The organism is Gordonia hankookensis (assembly GCF_014673215.1).
GTDB lineage: Bacteria > Actinomycetota > Actinomycetes > Mycobacteriales > Mycobacteriaceae > Gordonia > Gordonia hankookensis.
Map to the genome: position 1 here is coordinate 58,071 of NZ_JACWMS010000006.1, position 18,779 is coordinate 76,849.

Annotated in this window: 19 protein-coding genes; 8 read left to right on the top strand and 11 right to left on the bottom strand. The window is 67.3% G+C overall.

The features are described 5' to 3' along the window. Positions 1-758: 758 nt before the first annotated feature. Genes IDF66_RS22640 through IDF66_RS22655 form a run of 4 tightly spaced genes read right to left on the bottom strand, consistent with a single transcriptional unit; the run spans position 759 to position 3,225 of the window. Positions 759-1,622 (bottom strand): lipase family alpha/beta hydrolase, encoded by an 864-nt coding sequence (locus IDF66_RS22640; protein ID WP_190268723.1) that lies wholly within the window; start codon positions 1,620-1,622, stop codon positions 759-761. A 40-nt stretch (positions 1,623-1,662) separates the two neighbouring features. Continuing rightward, positions 1,663-2,094: a VOC family protein gene (locus IDF66_RS22645; RefSeq protein WP_164310456.1), complete on the bottom strand. Its 432-nt coding sequence runs from the start codon at positions 2,092-2,094 to the stop codon at positions 1,663-1,665. Between the two features lie 60 nt (positions 2,095-2,154). Then, complete coding sequence (locus IDF66_RS22650; protein ID WP_190268724.1) at positions 2,155-2,610, bottom strand: helix-turn-helix domain-containing protein; 456 nt, start codon at positions 2,608-2,610, stop codon at positions 2,155-2,157. 18 nt (positions 2,611-2,628) lie between these two features. Further along, positions 2,629-3,225, bottom strand: a complete 597-nt coding sequence (locus IDF66_RS22655; RefSeq protein WP_190268725.1) for an ASCH domain-containing protein — start codon at positions 3,223-3,225, stop codon at positions 2,629-2,631. Between the two features lie 47 nt (positions 3,226-3,272). On the opposite strand from IDF66_RS22655, the gene IDF66_RS22660 reads away from it, so the two are divergent. Continuing rightward, the gene (locus IDF66_RS22660; protein ID WP_190268726.1) at positions 3,273-3,941 is read left to right on the top strand and encodes a VOC family protein; all 669 of its coding nucleotides are present in this window, start codon (positions 3,273-3,275) and stop codon (positions 3,939-3,941) included. 60 nt (positions 3,942-4,001) lie between these two features. Here IDF66_RS22660 and IDF66_RS22665 read toward each other — a convergent pair whose 3' ends face one another. Next, positions 4,002-5,231 carry an NAD(P)-dependent malic enzyme gene (locus IDF66_RS22665; protein ID WP_317628822.1) on the bottom strand — a complete coding sequence of 410 codons (1,230 nt, stop codon included), beginning with the start codon at positions 5,229-5,231 and terminating at the stop codon, positions 4,002-4,004. 248 nt (positions 5,232-5,479) lie between these two features. On the opposite strand from IDF66_RS22665, the gene IDF66_RS22670 reads away from it, so the two are divergent. From IDF66_RS22670 to IDF66_RS22680, 3 genes are all read left to right on the top strand, one after another. Further along, entirely contained in the window at positions 5,480-6,133 is a 654-nt protein-coding gene (locus tag IDF66_RS22670) for a GntR family transcriptional regulator (RefSeq protein WP_164311097.1), read from the top strand. Next, on the top strand, positions 6,130-7,377 hold the full coding sequence (locus IDF66_RS22675; protein ID WP_387998307.1) for an MFS transporter: 1,248 nt from the start codon (positions 6,130-6,132) through the stop codon (positions 7,375-7,377). Before IDF66_RS22670 ends, IDF66_RS22675 begins: the two co-directional genes overlap by 4 nt. A gap of 72 nt (positions 7,378-7,449) precedes the next feature. Further along, on the top strand, positions 7,450-9,516 hold the full coding sequence (locus tag IDF66_RS22680; RefSeq protein ID WP_190268727.1) for a DUF6541 family protein: 2,067 nt from the start codon (positions 7,450-7,452) through the stop codon (positions 9,514-9,516). Here IDF66_RS22680 and galE read toward each other — a convergent pair. Beyond that, positions 9,501-10,520: a UDP-glucose 4-epimerase GalE gene (gene galE / locus IDF66_RS22685; protein WP_190268728.1), complete on the bottom strand. Its 1,020-nt coding sequence runs from the start codon at positions 10,518-10,520 to the stop codon at positions 9,501-9,503. The two genes, IDF66_RS22680 and galE, sit on opposite strands and share 16 nt — an antisense overlap. Positions 10,521-10,605: 85 nt before the next feature. On the opposite strand from galE, the gene IDF66_RS22690 reads away from it, so the two are divergent. Then, the gene (locus tag IDF66_RS22690; RefSeq protein ID WP_317628823.1) at positions 10,606-11,520 is read left to right on the top strand and encodes an alpha/beta hydrolase; all 915 of its coding nucleotides are present in this window, start codon (positions 10,606-10,608) and stop codon (positions 11,518-11,520) included. On the opposite strand, the gene rfbB is transcribed toward IDF66_RS22690, so the two are convergent. Next, the gene (rfbB, locus tag IDF66_RS22695) at positions 11,510-12,514 is read right to left on the bottom strand and encodes a dTDP-glucose 4,6-dehydratase (RefSeq protein WP_190268730.1); all 1,005 of its coding nucleotides are present in this window, start codon (positions 12,512-12,514) and stop codon (positions 11,510-11,512) included. The two genes, IDF66_RS22690 and rfbB, sit on opposite strands and share 11 nt — an antisense overlap. Before the next feature lie 54 nt (positions 12,515-12,568). Here rfbB and rfbA point away from each other — a divergent pair, with 54 nt between their 5' ends. Beyond that, positions 12,569-13,444 carry a glucose-1-phosphate thymidylyltransferase RfbA gene (rfbA, locus tag IDF66_RS22700; protein ID WP_190268731.1) on the top strand — a complete coding sequence of 292 codons (876 nt, stop codon included), beginning with the start codon at positions 12,569-12,571 and terminating at the stop codon, positions 13,442-13,444. After that, positions 13,445-14,077: a dTDP-4-dehydrorhamnose 3,5-epimerase family protein gene (locus IDF66_RS22705; RefSeq protein WP_190268732.1), complete on the top strand. Its 633-nt coding sequence runs from the start codon at positions 13,445-13,447 to the stop codon at positions 14,075-14,077. Positions 14,078-14,082: 5 nt separating this feature from the next. Here the strand turns inward: IDF66_RS22705 and IDF66_RS22710 are convergent, their stop codons facing one another. Beyond that, the gene (locus tag IDF66_RS22710; protein ID WP_190268733.1) at positions 14,083-14,424 is read right to left on the bottom strand and encodes a DUF2304 domain-containing protein; all 342 of its coding nucleotides are present in this window, start codon (positions 14,422-14,424) and stop codon (positions 14,083-14,085) included. Positions 14,425-14,479: 55 nt separating this feature from the next. Then, positions 14,480-15,184, bottom strand: a complete 705-nt coding sequence (locus IDF66_RS22715) for a glycosyltransferase family 2 protein (RefSeq protein ID WP_190268734.1) — start codon at positions 15,182-15,184, stop codon at positions 14,480-14,482. Positions 15,185-15,235: 51 nt separating this feature from the next. Between IDF66_RS22715 and IDF66_RS22720 the strand changes: the two genes are divergently transcribed. Continuing rightward, complete coding sequence (locus IDF66_RS22720) at positions 15,236-16,108, top strand: glycosyltransferase family 2 protein (RefSeq protein WP_190268735.1); 873 nt, start codon at positions 15,236-15,238, stop codon at positions 16,106-16,108. Here the strand turns inward: IDF66_RS22720 and IDF66_RS22725 are convergent. Together IDF66_RS22725 and IDF66_RS22730 are read right to left on the bottom strand one after the other, a co-directional pair. Beyond that, positions 16,051-17,328, bottom strand: a complete 1,278-nt coding sequence (locus IDF66_RS22725; RefSeq protein WP_190268736.1) for a lipopolysaccharide biosynthesis protein — start codon at positions 17,326-17,328, stop codon at positions 16,051-16,053. The two genes, IDF66_RS22720 and IDF66_RS22725, sit on opposite strands and share 58 nt — an antisense overlap. Before the next feature lie 25 nt (positions 17,329-17,353). Continuing rightward, positions 17,354-18,709 carry a M1 family metallopeptidase gene (locus IDF66_RS22730; RefSeq protein WP_190268737.1) on the bottom strand — a complete coding sequence of 452 codons (1,356 nt, stop codon included), beginning with the start codon at positions 18,707-18,709 and terminating at the stop codon, positions 17,354-17,356. Between the last annotated feature and the right edge of the window lie 70 nt (positions 18,710-18,779).

Sequence of the window (18,779 nt, forward strand, 5' to 3'; positions counted from 1 at the left end):
GACGCCCATCAACGACGTCAGTGACAGTCGATCCCGTGTCCGGCTATAGGTTTCCATCGAGCCTAGGCTCGATGACGACACTGTGGCAGGCGGAGCCAGAGCTCAGCCTGACCGATAGAAATTCCACGGTGGTTCGGGCCTTCTTCGAGTCGCTGTTCATCGCGGAGTGGAGTCGCACGGTAGACGCCTTCCCGGGGTTCGCTGACCTCATTGCCGCAAGTGACACCCGGGTGTCCGAGACCGATCCGGACCGTGATCACCCTTGGAGCGGTACACGGCGGCTGCTCCTCAGGTCGGTGGCCGTGAGCGGCGACGAGGTGCGGGCCGTCGTGTGTGACGACCGTTCTGGCATGTATTTGCAGTCGCAGGCCCGTACGCCGAACGTTGTGCCTGACTCATCGTCATATCTGTACGGACCCGGTGGTCACCGCTATATGGAGAGCGCAATGACGTGGTACGTGGTCATGCGTAAGGCCGGCGACCCTGCCAAGTGGCCACGGAAGGTTGACGAGGGCTCGTCCCGGGCGCCGAATTGGAATGCTTTCGCGGGCTGGAAGTTGGTCGATCGGGGTTTCGACGCGCCGTGGCAACCCGGGACCACGTGTGACAAGTGGGCACAGCAGAATTATCCGGGCGTGATTGATCCAGGACCACCCGCCAAACGCATGTATCCCAACGGATTCCCTGACCCGGCCTTCCAGCCGACACTCGAGCAGTCTCCGGGGTGGACGCGTGTCGGACAGCCCTGACCGAGACCGTCAGCCCGGATAGTCATCCCCACAGGGGACCGTCACGCGGTGGGCTGGATCGAGACCGTTGCGGACCAGCGCTGCGACGGTGGGGGAGAAGGCCATCCCGAGATGCCCGATCTCGGATCTCGGGCACACGTCCTGGACCCGGGTGTTGGTGACGTTGGGTCCCGCGGTCATCAGCGAGTTCTGCCACGGCGTGACGATCTCGTCGTGGACGGTTGCCAGGTTGAGATAGTGGATGTTCGGGTGGCGCGGTCCCCAGTCGTTCTCGCCGGGTTGGCGCGCGGCGGCGGGCAGGCGGTCGGTGATGTTGCTGGTTCGGGAGTAGCCGCGGTTCGGGGCGGACAGGCCGATGATGGTGTCGATCTGTGCCGCCCTCCCGGGCAGCTGACTGACGAGTTGCGCGATCGCGCCGCCCTGAGAGTGCCCGACGAAGTCGACCCGGCGCGCGTGCGTCGCCGCCAGCACACGGTCGACGAGCGCGGCGACCTGTCGGGCGGACCGGTTCTTGTCGCCGAGCCCGCCGACGTTGCCGCTCCAACTCGTCAGGCCGTAGGTCATGCTGAACACGCAGTACCCGGCATTCGCCAGAGTCGGCGCGAGATAGGCGAGGTTGGCGTCCTGATTCAGTGCCGTGCCGTGCAGGAGGATCACCGGGTCGCGGCCCGAACGATCACGACAATCGAAGCGGTTCGAGCCGGCCGGCGAGGTGGTGGCAGGTCTGGTGAAACCGGTGGCGACGGCCTGATTGACGTCGGTGGTCACCGGAAACGGTGCGGCCGACGCAATCCCTCCGAATGCGGTGGTGAGAGCCGTCGCGATGACCGCGAGGCCGCCGAAGAGTCCGAACCGCGTGAGCGTGCGCTGCATGTGGTCATTCTGCCCCGGCGGGCCTCATCGGTGCGGCAGATCAGGCGGAGGCCAGATCCGGCGCGAGTTGGGTGAGCCGGACACTGTTGCCCGACGGATCACGGAAACCCGCGTCGATCCCATAGGGCCGCTGCTCCGGCGTCTCGGTGAACTCGACGCCTCGCGCAGCGAGCTCCTCATAGGAGGCCTGGCAGTCCTCGGTGGTGAGGAAGACGGTGCCGGCGAATCCCTTGGCGGTGAGTGCGGCGATCTCCTCCTGCGTACCCGCGTCGATCATGGGTGGACCGGGGATGGCCATCAGCACGATGGAGACGTCGTCCTGCCCGGGCGGTCCGACGGTGAGCCAACGGAAGTCGCCCATCTCCTCGAAGCTGACGTCCTGCCGGATCTCCATACCCACTCTGCGTGTCCAGAAATCGAGCGCCTGGTCTTGGTCGTGCACCCAAAGTTGGGCGCTGGCAACGCGAATCATGATGATCACCGTTCCTTGTCGGGGTTCTCGTGGATCGGGTGGTGTTCGGTGATCCTCACGTTATGAGCCCGCGTCCTCCGGGGTCTTCTTCCGGTGTGCTGTCTTCGGTCTGCGCGTCGTCGGTGCCGGCCTGCCGTAGATGCGCATCACACAGGTGGGCACCGGGACATGGGCCTTCGCGGGTGGGAACGATGACCGGTAGGCGGTTGGCGGTCTGCCGAAGGCCTTCGCGAAGCTGGTCGTGAAGGATCCGACGCTCGACAACCCGACCGACATGCAGATGTCGGCCACCGATCGGTCGGTGTTGCGCAGCATGGCGGCCGCGCGCTCGAGCCGACGGGTCTGGAGGTACGCGTGCGGAGATTCTCCGAACGTCGCAGCGAAGGCGCGTGTGAAGTGTGCCCGCGACAGGCCGGCCGCCGCGGCCATCGCGTCGACGGTCAGCGGCTCGGCGAAGCGGGCATCGACGAGATCCTTGGCCCGCAGCAGATGGCGAGCCGGAGGCGGGCTGGGCATGTGTCGATTATGCGCCGACTAGTGCCCGCGCACGTGAATTGTGTCGATGCGGTCCAACAGCGCCCGACCCCGTGGCGACAGCTCGTATCCGACATCGAGGCTGTTGGTCAGGCCGAGCTTCTTCAGCTTTCGCACGTCGAGTTTGAAATCAGGCCGCTCCCTGCCTAATTCGGTTGCCAGTTCGGTCGAGACGACGGCAGGCCGCCGTGCGATGACATCCAGGGTTGCACGCGTCCACGGCCCGTGCGACGACCGCGCGTCGAGCCGGGCCAGTCGGGTCAGCAGATCGTCGATGTCGTCGTCGGACAGGGCGTCGTCCTCGCGCAACGCGATGCGCGGATCGGGCCCCGCCCATCGCAGACCGACGCGGAAGATCGGATCGTCATTCGCTCGCAGCTTGCCGATGGCCTTCGCCGGCGAGTCGAATCCCGCGCGGCGCGCGTCGTCGTCGGTGATGTCGTCGGCGCGGATCTGCGCCACCGACACGATCTCGACGACGCCTGCCGAGCTGACAAACGTTGACCCGACCGTGACACGCGGGACTTTCCATCGCCGAAAGGCCAGGTCGATGGTGCCGTCTGCCACGCCTTGCGCCGTGGTGGCGGGAAGGAGCACGGTCACCAGGGTACCCAGGAGCGCGAACCGGTCGTAGTGTCGGAGACATGACCGGATCCAGTGGAACCCCAGTCAGTGCCGCGGCCGCAACCGAGGCGATCTCCGACCCGTGGCGGGTGCTGGCCGACACCCTGTACGCGGCGTACAAGACGGGCGGCATGGTCAAAGGTGGTGAGTTCGTCTCGGCGATCATCGATGCCGCCGAGGCGGTGCAGCATCATCCTGACGTCGAGTTACGTTATGGCTCAGTTCATCTCGCCTTGACGACGCACAGTGCGAACGCACTCACCGAGGCGGACGTCGCATTGGCGAACACGATCTCCGCGATCGCCGCCGACCTCGGCATCGAGCCGCTGTCTGCGCCGCCTGCCCGCTTCGAACTCGGCATCGACGTACTCGACATCTCGGCGGTCAAGCCGTTCTGGAAGGCTGTCCTCGGATACCGGGACGAACCCGAGGAGACGTCGGTCGACCTCGCCGACCCGGCGGGCATCCTGCCGGGCGTCTGGTTCCAGCAGATGGACGAGCCGCGGCCGCAGCGCAATCGCGTCCACGTGGACCTCTGGGTCCCGCACGACGTCGTCGAGGACCGCATCGCGGCCGCCATCGACGCGGGCGGGTCGCTCGTCACCGACGAGTTCGCCCCCGAGTGGTGGGTGCTCGCCGATCCGGAGGGCAACGAGATCTGCCTGTGCACCTGGCAGAACCGCGACTGACGCCGATTCCGTAGCAGTAACACGCGCCCACCGCGCATCACTGCTACGAAACCGGTTGGCTCAGGCGACGCCTTCGGCGTGCGCAGCGGCGGCCACCGCGGCCGCGACCGCCGGTGCGACCCGCTGATCGAGCGGGCTCGGGACGATCCGGTCCGGCCGGATGTCGTCTGCGGCGACCGAGAAGATCGCTTCTGCTGCAGCAAGTTTCATGCGTTCGGTGATACGTCGTGCGCCGGCGTCGAGCGCACCCGCGAACACGCCGGGGAAGGCGAGCACGTTGTTGATCTGATTCGGGAAGTCGCTGCGACCGGTCGCGACGATCGAGGCATGCTTCGCGGCCACGGTGGGATGGATCTCCGGGTCCGGGTTCGACAACGCGAACACGATCGCGTTGTCGGCCATCGAGGCGATCAGCGATTCGTCGATCTTGCCCGCCGAGACGCCGAGGAAGACGTCGGCGCCTGCCAATGCCTCCGCGGGGCCACCGCCGAGGCTTCGCGGGTTGGTGCGCTCGGCGAGTTCCTGCTTGATCTCGTTCAGGTCGTCGCGGTGGAAGCTGACGATGCCCTTGGAGTCCAGCACCACGACGTCGGTGACGCCCGCGTGGTCGAGGATGTTCGCACAGGCCACGCCCGCGGCGCCTGCGCCGGAGATGACCACCTTGAGGTCGCGGAGATCGCGGTTCTGCTGGGCCATCGCACCCTTGAGGGCGGCGAGTACGACGATCGCGGTGCCGTGCTGGTCGTCGTGCATGACCGGGCAGTCGAGGGCCTCGATGACGCGCCGTTCGATCTCGAAGCAGCGCGGCGCGGAGATGTCCTCGAGGTTGACCGCGCCGAAGCTCGGCCGCAGACGGATCAGGGTCTCGACGATTTCGTCGGGGTCCTTGGTGTCCAGCACGATCGGGATCGAGTTGAGGCCAGCGAACGTGCGGAAGAGTGCGGACTTGCCCTCCATCACCGGCAATGAGGCCCGCGGGCCGATGTCACCGAGGCCGAGCACCGCGGTGCCGTCGCTGACCACCGCCACGAGTCGGTCGGTCCAGGTGTACTTGTCCACCAGGTGGGCTTGGTTGTCGATGGCCCGTGACACCTGTGCCACGCCGGGTGTGTAGGCGATCGACAGATCCCGCTGGGTGTCGATCGGGGACCGCAACTCCACCGAGAGTTTGCCGCCGACATGAGCCATGAAGATCTCTTCGTCGGTGATGGGCACATCGTCGATCGACGGCTCGTTGAACGGAGCTTTGGTCTGCCGATCGGTCGGTGCGTTGTCTGCCGTGCTGGCCACTGTTCCTCCTGCGTAACCCGCGTCATCGATGAGGCGGGTAGACGGTGGCGCCACATCGGCGGGGCGCCCGAATAACCTCGTCGGTCTCGATCGCATCTGGCCGGTTGGCCCATCAGATGCCGCGACCGCCGCGTCCGGATAACGCAACAACCTGGGCGCGGAACCCGCTCAGTGTCCCACCGTCTCGACGACCGGATCAAGGTGCCCCCCGAATGATCGCTCGGGCCGATAAGATACAACTTGTGTCTATGTTGAATGCCACCCCTGAATCGGCTGCTGAGCGCGTATATCGCGAGGTCAAGGGTCAAATTCTCACAAACGAGATCGCCGGCGGTGAGCTCATCAGCGAGGGCGATGTGGCCTCTCGCTGCGCGGTGAGTCGTACTCCGGTCCGTGAGGCATTCCTGCGCCTGGAGGCCGAGGGATGGATGCGTCTGTACCCCAAGCGCGGCGCGCTCGTGATCCCCATCGGAGAGCGTGAAGCGCGCGACGTGGTGGAGGCGCGAACCCTCCTCGAGGGGCACGCCGTGCGGTCGGTCGTGGGAGATGATGCGGTTCGCGGTTCGCTCACGGCACGGCTCGCGGCGAATCTGGTCGCCCACCGTGCGGCGGACCCGGCCGACATCGCCGAGTTCTCCCGGCTCGACGCCGAGTTCCACCAGCTGATCGTGGCCGCGGGCGACAACCCCTTGCTCGCCGACTTCTTCGTCGGCCTCGGGGAGCGGCACCGGCGGATGACCACGGCGAGCGTGCACCGGGACACGGGCGTCGCCGCCCGGATCCTGTCCGACCACGGTGAACTGCTGGCCGCCATCGAAGCGGGTGACGCCGAGGCCTTCGCGACCGCCCTGGGCGCGCATCTGGCAGGCGTCCACGACATCAGGTCGGGGGAACGCTCATGAGTGTCGATGCCATCGATCGCCACACCACCGCGACTGCGATGAGAAGTGGTCGCTGGATGGCGGTCTCCGCGGCCGTGTTCGCCGCGGCGTGGGGCGGCAACGAGTTCACGCCGCTGCTGGTGATGTACCGGCAGAACGGGGGCCTGTCCGACGTCGCGGTGGACAGCCTGCTGTTCACCTATGTGCTCGGGATCGTGCCTGCCCTGGTGATCGGCGGTCCACTGTCGGACCGGCTCGGTCGCCGGCCGTTGATGTTGCCTGCGCCGATCTTCGCGGCGCTGGGCTCGGTGCTGCTGGCGATCGGTCCGCACTCGTTTGCGCTGCTGAGTGTCGGGCGGGTGGCCAGCGGCGTGGCGCTCGGCCTGTCGATGGCGGTCGGCGGCAGTTGGATCGCCGAGATCAGTGCCCGCGACGGATCGGGTGCGCCGGCAGGGGCACGCCGGGCGGCCATGAGTCTCACGGCGGGATTCGGTGTGGGTGCGGGGCTCGCCGGTGTGCTGGCCCAGTGGGGGCCGTGGCCGACGGTCACGCCGTACGCGGTCAACATCGCGGTCGCCGTCGCAGCCCTGCTGTGGTTGTCGGGCAGTCCAGAGACCCGCCCCCGCCAGGAGCACCCGGGCAGGCTGCTCGACGACCTGAAGATCCCCGGGATCGCCGACCGCCGATTACTGCTCGTGGTGCTGCCCGTCGCGCCCTGGGTGTTCGGCGCGTGCGCGTCGGCGTATGCGGTGATCCCGGCGCTGATGACCGCGCACACCTCCGGCGCGCCGATCGCCTTCGCTGCGCTCTGTTGCGTGCTGGGACTCGCGGCCGGCTTCGGTATCCAGTCCGTGGGCCGCCGCATCGACGACCCGCACGGGGTGCGCGGCGTGGTTCTCGCCTTGATGGTGCTCGCCGTTGGCATGGCACTGGCCGCGGCCGCCGCCGCGATGCTGACGATCTGGCTCTCGCTCCTGGCCGCCGCGGTGCTGGGTTGTGGGTACGGCATGGCGATGATCTCCGGGCTGCTCGAGGTCCAGCGGATTGCCGGTCCCGACAACCTCGCCGGACTCACGGCAGTGTTCTATGGCGTCACCTATCTCGGCTTCGCGGTGCCGGCCGTGCTCGCGTGGACGTCGCAGACCTTCGGGTCGGTCACCTACCCGATGATGTTCGGCGTCGGGGTGGTGGCGGCGGTGGCCTGCCTGGTGATCGTCGCTCTCGCGCATCGCGCCGATCGGGCACGCGACGTCGCGACGAGCTGATCCGCCGGGACCCACCTCATACACCGACCGGTAACCTCATCGTGGTTCTTCGGGCACGGGAGGTTGCGGGCGATGTTGCTGGGCGCGTGGGTCACCGTCGTGACAGCATTTGTGCTGGTGGTGCCCGGGGCGCTGGTCGGACGTCGGATGACGTTGCCGTGGCCGGTCGCGATCGCGGCGGGTCCGCCGATCACCTTCGCGATCGTCAGCCTCTTCACCGTCCTCTACTCGGCCATCGGGTTCGAATGGAACGCGGTGACGGCCCTGGTGGCGCTGGTGATCACCCTGCTCGTCGGTTGGGCGTACGCGGCGCTCCTGCGCACCCGACGGCTACGTGTTCTGGCACCGGCCGAGCCGTCCGGCGACGACCCGCCGCTGACCCGTCGAGCGACGCTGCCACTGATCGGCGGGGCCGTGATCGGCGGGGCGGTCATCGCGATCACCTGTATCCGTCCGCTCGTCAAGACCGCCTTCGCCGGTCTGGGCAACATCTCGCAGGTGTGGGACTCGCTGTGGCATGCGAGTTCGCTGCGGTGGATTCACGAGACCGGCGTCGGGTCGGCGCTGCGCATGGGCGAGTTGATGAACTACGACACCCATGGTTTCAACTACTACCCGAACACCTGGCATGCCCTCGGCGCCGTGCTCTTCCCGCTGACCGGGGCTGACCCGGTCGAGCTCTACAACACGTATTCGCCTGCGGCCCTGGCCATCACGGTGCCATTCGGGGTGGCTTCCCTCGCGTACTGGCTGGCCCGCCATCGTTTCGACACGAACCGTTCGGCGGTGCTCGCCGGCACCGCGGCCGCGGTCTCGGCGCTGTTCCCGTCGCTGCCCTACGTCGAGATCCAGTTGACCTCGGTGCCGAATGCGGTCGGGGTGTCGATCGCGCCGGTCGCCGCCATCCTGATCATCAGTGCGGTGCGTGACCGGCGGCGAGTGCTGCCGGCAGCACTCGCTCTCGCCGGGGTCACCGCGACCCATCCGTCCGGCCTCATCCTGGCGGTCGTCCTCGTCGTGCTCTGGTGGCTCTGTGAAGGACTGTGGCGACCCGCGTACGGGCGGTTGGCCGACCTGACGACCCTGGTGGCGACCGGACTCGTGACGCTGGTGGGCATCGCACCCGTGATGGCCGGCACGATCAAGGTGTCCGACACCAACGAACTGCCCTTCTTCGACTTCCGCGAGGAACACGTCAGTGTGTTCAACGCGCTCGGACAGGCGGCGTTCAACGGCACGATCCCGCTGCAGGATCACTACCCGATCTGGGGTCTGATCGTCCTCACGCTGATCGGACTCGGCGTGCTGGTGTGGATGCGGTGCTGGGCCGGACTCGCCGCCTGGCTGGTCTTCGTTCTGGTGACCGCCAACTCGGTGGTCGCACTCGGCCCGCTGACCTATCCGCTCGGCGCCATCGGCGGCTACTTCTACAACTCCCCGCACCGGTTGACCTTTGTGGTCGCGATGCTCTCGGCGGCCGCGGCGGGGATCGCCGTGGGTTCGATCGCGCTCGGGGCGGTCCGACTGGTGTCGCGGGGCCTCTCGCCCGCACCGACGTCGGTGCCGCCGCGATCAGCGCGCTGGCTGGCGCCCACCGCGGTGGTGGTGTTGTTGCTGGTCGTCGCCGGGGCCGGGGTGTGGCGATACCCGTCGGACGCGCAGATCGCGTCGAAGCAGCGGGACGGCAAGTACGTCGGGCCCGACGACCTCGTGGCGTATCACTGGCTCGAACGGCAACCGGGAGTCCGCGACACGCTGGTCATGAACAATCTCGACCAGGGGACCGGCTGGATCTATCCGGTCACGGGCCTCACGCCGATGTTCCCGTTCTACCGCGCCAACGAGTTCTCCCAGCGTCAGCGTGACCTGTATTGGGGGGTGTCCCAGATCGGTGCCGATCCGCATGTCGATCAGATCGTCCGGGACATGAACGTGCACTATCTGATCGACAGTCCGCCCAGCTACTGGCCGTTCCAGAACGGTGTGCCCGACCCGGAACACGGTGTGCAGGGCGACCCGTTCCTGGCATTGCGCGAGCACGGTGCGCCGGGTCTGACGCCGGTCTTCCGCCGCGGCAACGTGACGATCTACCGCGTGAACGACTCGGTGTTCGCGGGCGCCGGTCAGGCGTCCGGGTAACCGTTCGGGTTCTTCGACTGCCAGCGCCAGGTGTCGGCGCACATGTCATCGATGGTCTTGGTGGCATACCAGCCCAGCTCGGAGTTGGCCCTCGACGGATCGGCGTACGACGCGGCGATGTCACCTGCGCGCCGGGGCGCGATCTCGTATGGGATCGGCCTGCCGCTCGCACGTTCGAAGGCCTTGATCACCTCGAGGACCGAAACGCCCTGACCGGTACCGAGGTTCCAGATCGACATCGGCGTGGTGCCCGCGCTGATCCGATCCAGGGCGGCGACGTGCCCGGCGGCGAGATCATCGACGTGGATGTAGTCGCGGACCCCCGTGCCGTCGGGGGTGTCGTAGTCGTCGCCGAACACCGACAGTTTCTCCCGGCGTCCCACGGCGACCTGCGCGACGAACGGCATCAGGTTGTTCGGGATGCCGCTCGGGTCCTCCCCGATGTCGCCGCTGACGTGTGCACCGACCGGGTTGAAATAGCGCAGTGCGGCGATCCGCAACCGGTCGTCGCTCGCGGCGACGTCGGTGAGGACCTGCTCGATCATCACCTTGGTCCAGCCGTACGGGTTGGTCGCCGACGTCGGCAGGTCCTCGGTCATCGGGAGTCGCGGTTCGGCGCCGTACACGGTGGCCGACGACGAGAACACCAGCGTGCGCACATCGTGTCGTCGCATCGCGCGTAGCAGTGAGAACGTGCTGTCGAGGTTGTTCTGGTAGTAGTCGAGCGGCTTGGCCACCGACTCGCCGACCGCCTTGAAGCCGGCGAAATGGATGACCGCGTCGATCGTCTCGTTGGCGAACAGATGCTCGGTCTTGTCGACGTCGGTGAGGTCGAAGGAATGGACCGGGACCGATGTGCCGGTGAGGGCCTCCAGCCTGCCGACGACGGTGGGCTTGGCGTTGCTGAAGTCGTCGACGACGACCACATCGTGGCCTGCCTCGACGAGACGGATGACCGTGTGCGAGCCGATGTAGCCGGCGCCGCCGCTGACGAGTACGCGCATGGGACCACGGTATGCAATCGGCCTGGGCGTTCGCTCCGGGGATGCTGTGTTGTCGCGCTCATCGTCTCGGGATACCGTCGGCGTTGTGTCGCGGCGAGACGTGGAATTCAGATCGGGCGGCGTGGGGGATCTCTGCCGGGGATGGTTGTACCTGCCCGACGCGGCGACCCCTGCACCGGTCATCGTGATGGCGCACGGGCTCGGGGCGGTCAAGGAGATGCGACTCGACGCTTTTGCCGAACGGTTCACCGACGCCGGATATGCATGTCTCGTGTTCGACTACCGTCACTTCGGTGCCAGCGACGGTTCGCCGCGTCAACTGCTGTCGATCCGGCGCCAGCTGGCCGACTGGGCTGCGGCGATCGCCCACGCACGCTCGATCCCCGATGTCGACGGCCGGCGCGTGGTCCTGTGGGGCACGTCATTCGGCGGTGGTCATGCGATGGCGGCCGGCGCCCGGGACGGCGACGTGGCCGCGATCATCGCGCAATGCCCGTTCACCAGCGGTATCGCGTCGACGCTGGCTCTGCATCCCATCTCGGCGATCAAGGTGACCGCCCGCGGTGTCGTGGATCTGGCAGGGGCGATGATAGGTCGCGCGCCCGTGACTGTCGGGCTGGCGGGGGAGGCAGGCGACGCCGCATTGATGACTGCGCCGGATGTGATCCCCGGTTACCTCCCGCTGGTCCCGGATGGCCATCCGTTCAGCAACCGGGTCGCCGCCCGGGTCGGGCTCGCCATCGCTCTGCACCACCCGGGGAGATCGCTGGAGCGGATCACCTGCCCGGTTCTGGTCTGTGTGTGCGACGACGACACGGTCGCGCCGCCCCGCCCGACGGTGCGTTACGCCCGTCGCGGCCCGACCACACGGCTGATCCGTTACCCGGAAGGGCATTTCGACATCTATGTCGGGGATGCTTTCGAGGAGGTCGTCGCCGATCAGGTCGACTTCCTCGATCGGGTGGTGCCGCTCGATGCCTGGGACGCGTCTAGCCGATGACCTTCTCGGTGGCGGCGTAGCCCTGTTCGACGGCCTGTTTGTTCGGCTGCCACCAGTCGGCGTTGTCGCGGTACCAGTCGATGGTGGCGGAGATGCCCGCTGAGAAGTCCACATACTGTGGGCGCCAGCCGAGTTCGGTGCGCAGGCGGGTGGAGTCGATGGCGTAGCGGCGGTCGTGGCCTGGCCGATCGGTGACGAAGTCGAACGCGTCGGCGGGTTGCCCGAGCAGTTCCAGCACGGTCTCCACGACGGTGCGGTTGTTCACCTCGCCGTCGGCGCCGATCAGGTAGGTCTCGCCGATCTCACCCTTGTCGATGATGGTCCAGACGGCGTCGTTGTGGTCGTCGACGTGAATCCAGTCGCGCACGTTGAGTCCGTCGCCGTAGAGCTTGGGCCGCACGCCCGAGAGCACGTTGGTGATCTGGCGGGGGATGAACTTCTCGATGTGCTGATACGGGCCGTAGTTGTTCGAGCAGTTGGAGATCGTCGCGGCCAGCCCGAACGACCGGACCCAGGCCCGCACCAACAGATCGCTGCCCGCCTTGGTGGAGCTGTAGGGACTCGACGGGTTGTAGGCGGTGGTCTCGGTGAACCGGGTCGGATCGTCGAGGTCGAGATCGCCGTACACCTCGTCGGTGCTGATGTGGTGATACCTCACGCCGTGACGGCGGACTGCTTCGAGCAGGCTGTAGGTGCCGACCAGGTTGGTCTGGACGAATGCCGACGGGTCGGCGAGTGAGTTGTCGTTGTGGGATTCGGCGGCGAAGTGCACCACCAGATCGGTGGCCGCCACCAGGTCGTCGACCAGGTCGGCGTCGGCGATGTCGCCCTTGACGAGGTCGATGCGATCGGACACCGACGCCAGGGTGGCCGGGTTGGCGGCGTAGGTCAGCTTGTCGAGCACCGTGATCGCGGCGTCGGGGCGCTGCTCGAGGGTCCGCAGCACGAAATTGGCGCCGATGAATCCGGCACCCCCGGTGACCAGGACCCGCATGGACTACCCCTTTCGCTGACGCCGATCAGCCTACCGTCGCCTAGTCTGAGGGTCATGCGCGGAATCATTCTCGCCGGCGGTACCGGGACCCGTCTGCACCCGATCACGCAGGGCGTCAGCAAGCAGTTGGTGCCCGTCTACGACAAGCCGATGATCTACTACCCGCTGTCGACGCTCATGCTGGCCGGAATTCGCGACATCCTCATCATCACCACCCCGCAGGACAGCGACGCGTTCCACGGGTTGCTCGGCAATGGCGAACAGTTCGGCATCTCCATCAGCTATGTCACGCAGCCGTCGCCGGACGGACTCGCTCAGGCCTTCGTCCTCGGTGCCGATCACATCGGAGACGACTCGGTGGCACTCGTGCTGGGCGACAACATCTTCTACGGCCCAGGTCTGGGGAGCCAACTACAGGGCTTCGAGAACGTCGACGGTGGAGCGATTTTCGCCTACTGGGTGGCAGATCCGACCGCATACGGCGTCGTCGACTTCGACTCCGGCGGCCGAGCGGTCGCCTTGCAGGAGAAACCCGAACATCCGCGGTCCAATTACGCCGTGCCCGGACTGTACTTCTACGACAACGACGTCGTGGAGATCGCCCGCAACCTGAAGCCCAGTGCCCGTGGGGAATACGAGATCACCGACATCAACGCGCACTACCTCGATCGCGGTGCGCTCGCGGTGAAGGTGCTGCCGCGCGGGACCGCGTGGCTCGACACCGGTACGTTCGACTCGCTGCTCGACGCCGGCAACTTCGTCCGCACCGTCGAGCAGCGGCAGGGACTCAAGATCGCCGTGCCCGAGGAGATCGCCTGGCGTCGGGGATTCATCGACGACGAGGATCTGCGTGCGCGTGCGGAGAAGCTCCGCAAGTCGGGTTACGGAAATTACCTGCTCGAACTGCTGGACCGTGGAAAGGGATTCTGAATGAAGCTGCGGCCACTGTCCATCGACGGTGCATGGGAACTCACACCTGTCCAGCACGGTGACGCCCGGGGGCTGTTCGCGGAGGTGTTCAAGGGTGATCTGCTCGAGGAGGCCATCGGTCACCGGCTCGACCTCGCACAGGTGAACCTCTCGGTGTCGGCGGCGGGCGTGCTGCGCGGTGTCCATTTCGCCGATGTGCCGCCCGGGCAGGCCAAGTACGTCACCTGCGCATCGGGTGCCATCCTCGACGTCATCGTCGACATCCGGGTCGGGTCACCCACGTTCGGCACCTACGACGCCGTGCTGCTCGACGACGTGGACCGTCGCGCGGTGTACCTGTCCGAGGGGCTCGGCCACGCATTCTGCTCGCTCGCCGACGGTTCCACCGTCACCTACCTCTGCTCGACCGGTTACAACCCGGCCGGTGAGCATGGCATCAACCCGCTCGATCCGGAACTCGGCATCGAGTGGCCGACCGCCGCACGCGACGGTTCGCGGCTGAATTACGAACTGTCCGAGAAGGACACGGCCGCGCCGGGTCTCTCGGCCGCCCGTGAGGGCGGGCTGCTGCCGGAATATGCCGACGTGACCGCCTATCTGCGGTCGTTGGCTACCGATCCGTCGCTCGGGTAGTCGCCTCAGGCGTCGTTCTGCTTCTCCGCGTTCTGCAACGCGATCGCCCGGGCGAGCCGTGCGTACCGGATCTCCAACTCGCGGAACCGGAGGTAGGTGGCCACCGTCGTGAACGCGAACGCGATCACCAGGCAGTACAACACGAGGTCGGTGCCGCGGCCGACGCCCACCCAGCCGGCCACGGCCGTGATGTCGTTGGGTCGCAGCATCGCGTAGATCCCGAACACCACGAACGCCACGAAGAGCAGCTTCACACCTGCCGAGGCGCGGGCGTTGCCACGGTTGGTGATGAAGTACCAGACCAGGCCCAGGGCGGCGGCCACCAAGAGTATCTGGATGATGATCATCGGTTGTCTCCCAACGGTTCTCGGCGCTCCAGTTGTCTCCGGTGCCGCAGTTGTCTCAGCGCCGCATGCGGCCGTGCAGCAGGCCGTCGGCCACGATGTTCACGCCGTTGATCAGGGACTGTCCCTTCGCGCGCGAATAGTCGGTGTAGAGGATGGTGACCGGTTGCTCGGTGACCCGCCAGTTGTAGTGGTCGATGAGGGCGACGAACTCGGATGCGTGACTCATCCCGCCCATCATCAGGTCGAGCTGGTCGGCCACGGTCCGGTTGAATGCCCGTAATCCGTTGTGGGCATCGGTGAGTCCGAGACGTCGAGTACGCGGGCTGAGGAACACGATGGTGCGCAACGCCATTCGCCGAAGGGGCGGGACCGATTCGCTGCGTCCCTCGGCGAATCGGGTACCGACGACGATGTCGACCGGCTCGGTGCGGAGACGTTCGATCATGGCGACCACGTCGTCGACCCGGTGCTGTCCGTCGGCGTCGAAGGTGACGAAGAAGCGCGCGCCCGGCTGCACACGCGCGTACTCGACGCCGGTCTGGATCGCGGCGCCCTGGCCGAGGTTGACCGGATGCCGCACCAGACGGGCGCCTGCAGCGACGATCTCGTCGGCGGAGTCGTCCTTGCTGCCGTCGTCGACACAGACGATGTTGGGAAAGACCCGCGCGGCGTCGGCCGCCACCTTCCGGATCACCTGCGCCTCGTTGTAGACGGGTATCACCAGCCACACGTCATCGTTGCTGGTGGAACCGGAGGCCATGTGGGTAACCCTAGCCGAGGTGTGGGCGCATCCCGGCACTAGTCTGGTCGCGTGCCGATCGACGTGATGATGCCCTTCTACGGCGACGTCGCGCAGTTTCGGCAGGCCGTCACCAGCGTCCTGGACCAGCGTGCCGGCGATCTCCGGCTGGTGGTGATCGACGACTGTTACCCGGATCCCGAGCCGCGTGAATGGTTGACGTCACTGGCGGATCCACGGGTCCAGTACCTGCGCAATGAGACCAATCTCGGAGTGAACGGCAACTTTCGCCGCTGCGTCGAGTTGGTGGAGGCCGATCACTTCGTGGTGATGGGTTGCGACGACGTGATGCTGCCCGACTATCTCGGCACCGTGCGCGCGCTCGCCGACGACCACCCCGATGCCGCGGTGGTGGCGCCCGGGGTCGAGGTGATCGACGACCGCGGCGAGGTGGTGCGCCCGCTCGGCGACCGGATCAAGGGGTTTCTCACGCCCAGGGCCGCCGCGGACGGGTCGGCGAGGGTGCTGGCCGGCGAGGCCATGGCGACCAGCCTCTATCACGGCAACTGGACCTATTTCCCTTCTCTGCTGTGGCGCACCGAACCGGTGCGCGACGTCGGGTTCCGTCCCGGACTGGAGATCGTCCTCGACCTCGCACTATTGGTGGATCTGGCCGCGACCGGTGGTTCGCTGGTCCACGACTCGACGGTGGTGTTCCGCTACCGGCGCCACGAGGCCTCGGTGAGTTCCCTGCAGGCGGTCGACGGGAGGCGGTTCGCCGAGGAGAACGCCTTCTTCGCCGCCGAGGCACGACGATGCGCCGAGCTCGGGTGGCAGCGCGCCGCACGTGCCGCACGTCTCCATGCGACGTCGCGGCTGAATCACCTTCAGTCGCGCGTGCTGGCCGCCGCCGGGACGCTGCGCCGGGCGAATGCGACACCGTGAACCAGCATCCCCACGACGGGACCGCCGACCAGGGCGATCGCGACCCGGCCCTCGACCCCGAGCGGTAACAGCAGCAGTCCGATCGACGCCAGGGTGGCGACCCACCACCCGGCCGCGTACCAGCGGTGTGAGCCGACCGCGATGGCCGCAGCGCCGGTCACCGTGAGCAGGGCGAGCGCGGTCGCGCCGAGTGTGAACGCGGCCAGCGTGGCGCCCGACAGCTGGAAATCCGCACCGAACACGGTGGTCAACAGCCACGGTCCGAGCAGCCATGCGGCTGCCGACCCCACCACGCCGATTGCTGCGACCACCGCGGCAGGCGTGCGCAGGGCGGCCATCAGGTGCCCTCGGCCGTCGACGAACCGGGTGATCAGCACGCCCTGAAAGCTGTTCAGCGGCACCAGGAGGGGCGCCCTGGTGAGTGTCACGGCCAGCACCACCGCACCCACGGTGGCGGTGTCGGCGTCGTCGCGGCCGGTGGCGTTGATCAGGACGGGGAAACCCATCACCAGCACGGCGCTCGCGGCGGCGGCCGCCATCGCGGTGAGCGTGTTGGTGGTGAAGCGCCCGGGCGCGACGTCGCCGCGCAGGCCTACCGCGCGTCGGGCCGCGGGAGAGGTGAGCAGGACGACCATCCACGACACGGACCCGATCACCGTGATCACCAGGAACGCCGTGACGTCGCCGCCGAGGGTCACCGCGACGACCGCGCCGACCAGCCGGACCAGTGCATCGACGGAGAGCAGCACCGCGAACGGCCCCCAGGCGAGTGCTCCCGAGAGTGCACCCGCGAGATGTGCGTAGACCGCGAACGACGCGACCCCGACGGAGAGCAGGAGCACCGATGGCCAGCGCTCCTCGGTGAAGACCTGACCACTCCACAGCGGGGATGTCGCGGCGACGGCAGCCGCCAGGACGAGCCCGACCATGGTGTTGATCAGCCACGGGCGGGCGCGGAGCGCGCCGTCGTCGGCGGTGTGGCCGCGGTGGGAATCGAGGGCAGCCCGCACGGTACGGGTCGTCTCCTGCAACTGGCCGTTCTGGGTGCCGGTGACCATGCCGTAGGCCGCCCAGAAGACCGCGAAGACGGCGTAGCCCGCGGCGCCGAGGTGGCGGGCGGCGAGCAGCAACACCAGATATCCGGAGGCCGCGGCGATCAGCGTGGCGATGGTGACCCGCCCGATGGTGCCGCGCACCGCCTGCTGTTCTACGTCGGACATGGGGGTTCCACGGGCGGTCTCCGTTTCAGGACGGCCCGGGAAAGGCCGGGAGCGCAGCGGTGAACAGCCACTCGTCCCAGAGCGGCCCGAGCGACATCGTCGAGTAGTTCGCGGCCAGCGCGATGAAGTCCTCGGTGGTCGCCGACCCATACCGGTACTTGTCGGTCCAGCGGCGCAGGAGCGCGAAGAAATTGCCGTCGCCGATGCTCAGGCGCAGTGCGTGCAACGTCAGTGCGCCGCGTTTGTAGACCCAGTCGTCGAACATGTGGCGCGGGCCGGGGTCGGCGAGGGTCGCCCGGACCGGGTGCGCGGCGAGTTTGTCGTAGTAGATCCGTGCCCACTCGGCGGCACTCCGGCCGCCGGACCGCTGACTCCAGAGCCACTCGGCATAACAGGCGAATCCCTCGTGCAGCCAGATGTCGCGCCATCGCGTCAGGGTCACCGAGTTCCCGAACCACTGATGGGCGAGCTCGTGTGCGACCAGTCGCTCGGCGTGGCGGCTGCCGTCGCAGTGGTTGGCGCCGAAGATCGAGAAGCTCTGCGCCTCGATGGGGATGTCGAGCTCGTCGTCGGTGATCACCACGGTGTAGACGGGAAACGGGTAGGGCCCGAACATCTCGACGAATGCCTCGACCATCTCGATCTGGCGGCCGAAGTCGACCTCGAGGTTTCGCATCAGTCGCGGCGGCAGAACTGCCTCGACCGGAACGGGCTTGGTGGCCAGCGTCTTCTTCTTGTACATCCCGATCTGGACGGATGCGAGATACGTCGCCATCGGTTCCACCTGCTGGTAGACCCAGGTGGTCTGTGCTGCGCGGCTCCGCTTGGACTCGAGGACGCCGTTGGCGAGCGCGAAGTAGGGGCTGTCGGTGGTGATCGAGAACCGGTACGGCGCCTTGGCGTTGGGATGGTCGTCGCAGGGAAACCACGACCCGGCGCCATTGGGCTGATTGGCGCACAGAGCACCGTCGGTGAGCTCCTCCCAGCCGACCTCGCCCCATGGTCCGCGGATGGGCCGCGGCGATCCGGAGTAGCGGATCACGATGGTCAACGCTCCGCCGGGCGGGATCGGGGACTCGGGAGTGATCGTGAGTTTCCGATTCCGGTGACTGTGGCGCGCGCGCTTCCCGTCGATCGTCACACGCGACACCGACATCGACGACGCGAGGTCGAGGGTGAACCTACGCAGGTGGATGAACGAGGTCGCGGTGAGTGTCGCGATGCCTGCCAGGCGGTTCGGCGACACCTTGTACTCGAGTTCGAGGTCGTAGCGCGAGATCCGGTAACCGAGGTTGCCGTTGTCGGGCAGATAGGGGTCGAGGGCATCGAGTGGAGCGCCGAGGAGGGGTTGTCGCGGACCCTTGCTCGACTTACCCGGCACTGACGCTCCTGCCTGATCGATACACACCCCGGGCACGCGTTCACCTGAGATGATCCGGTGGATGGATGCG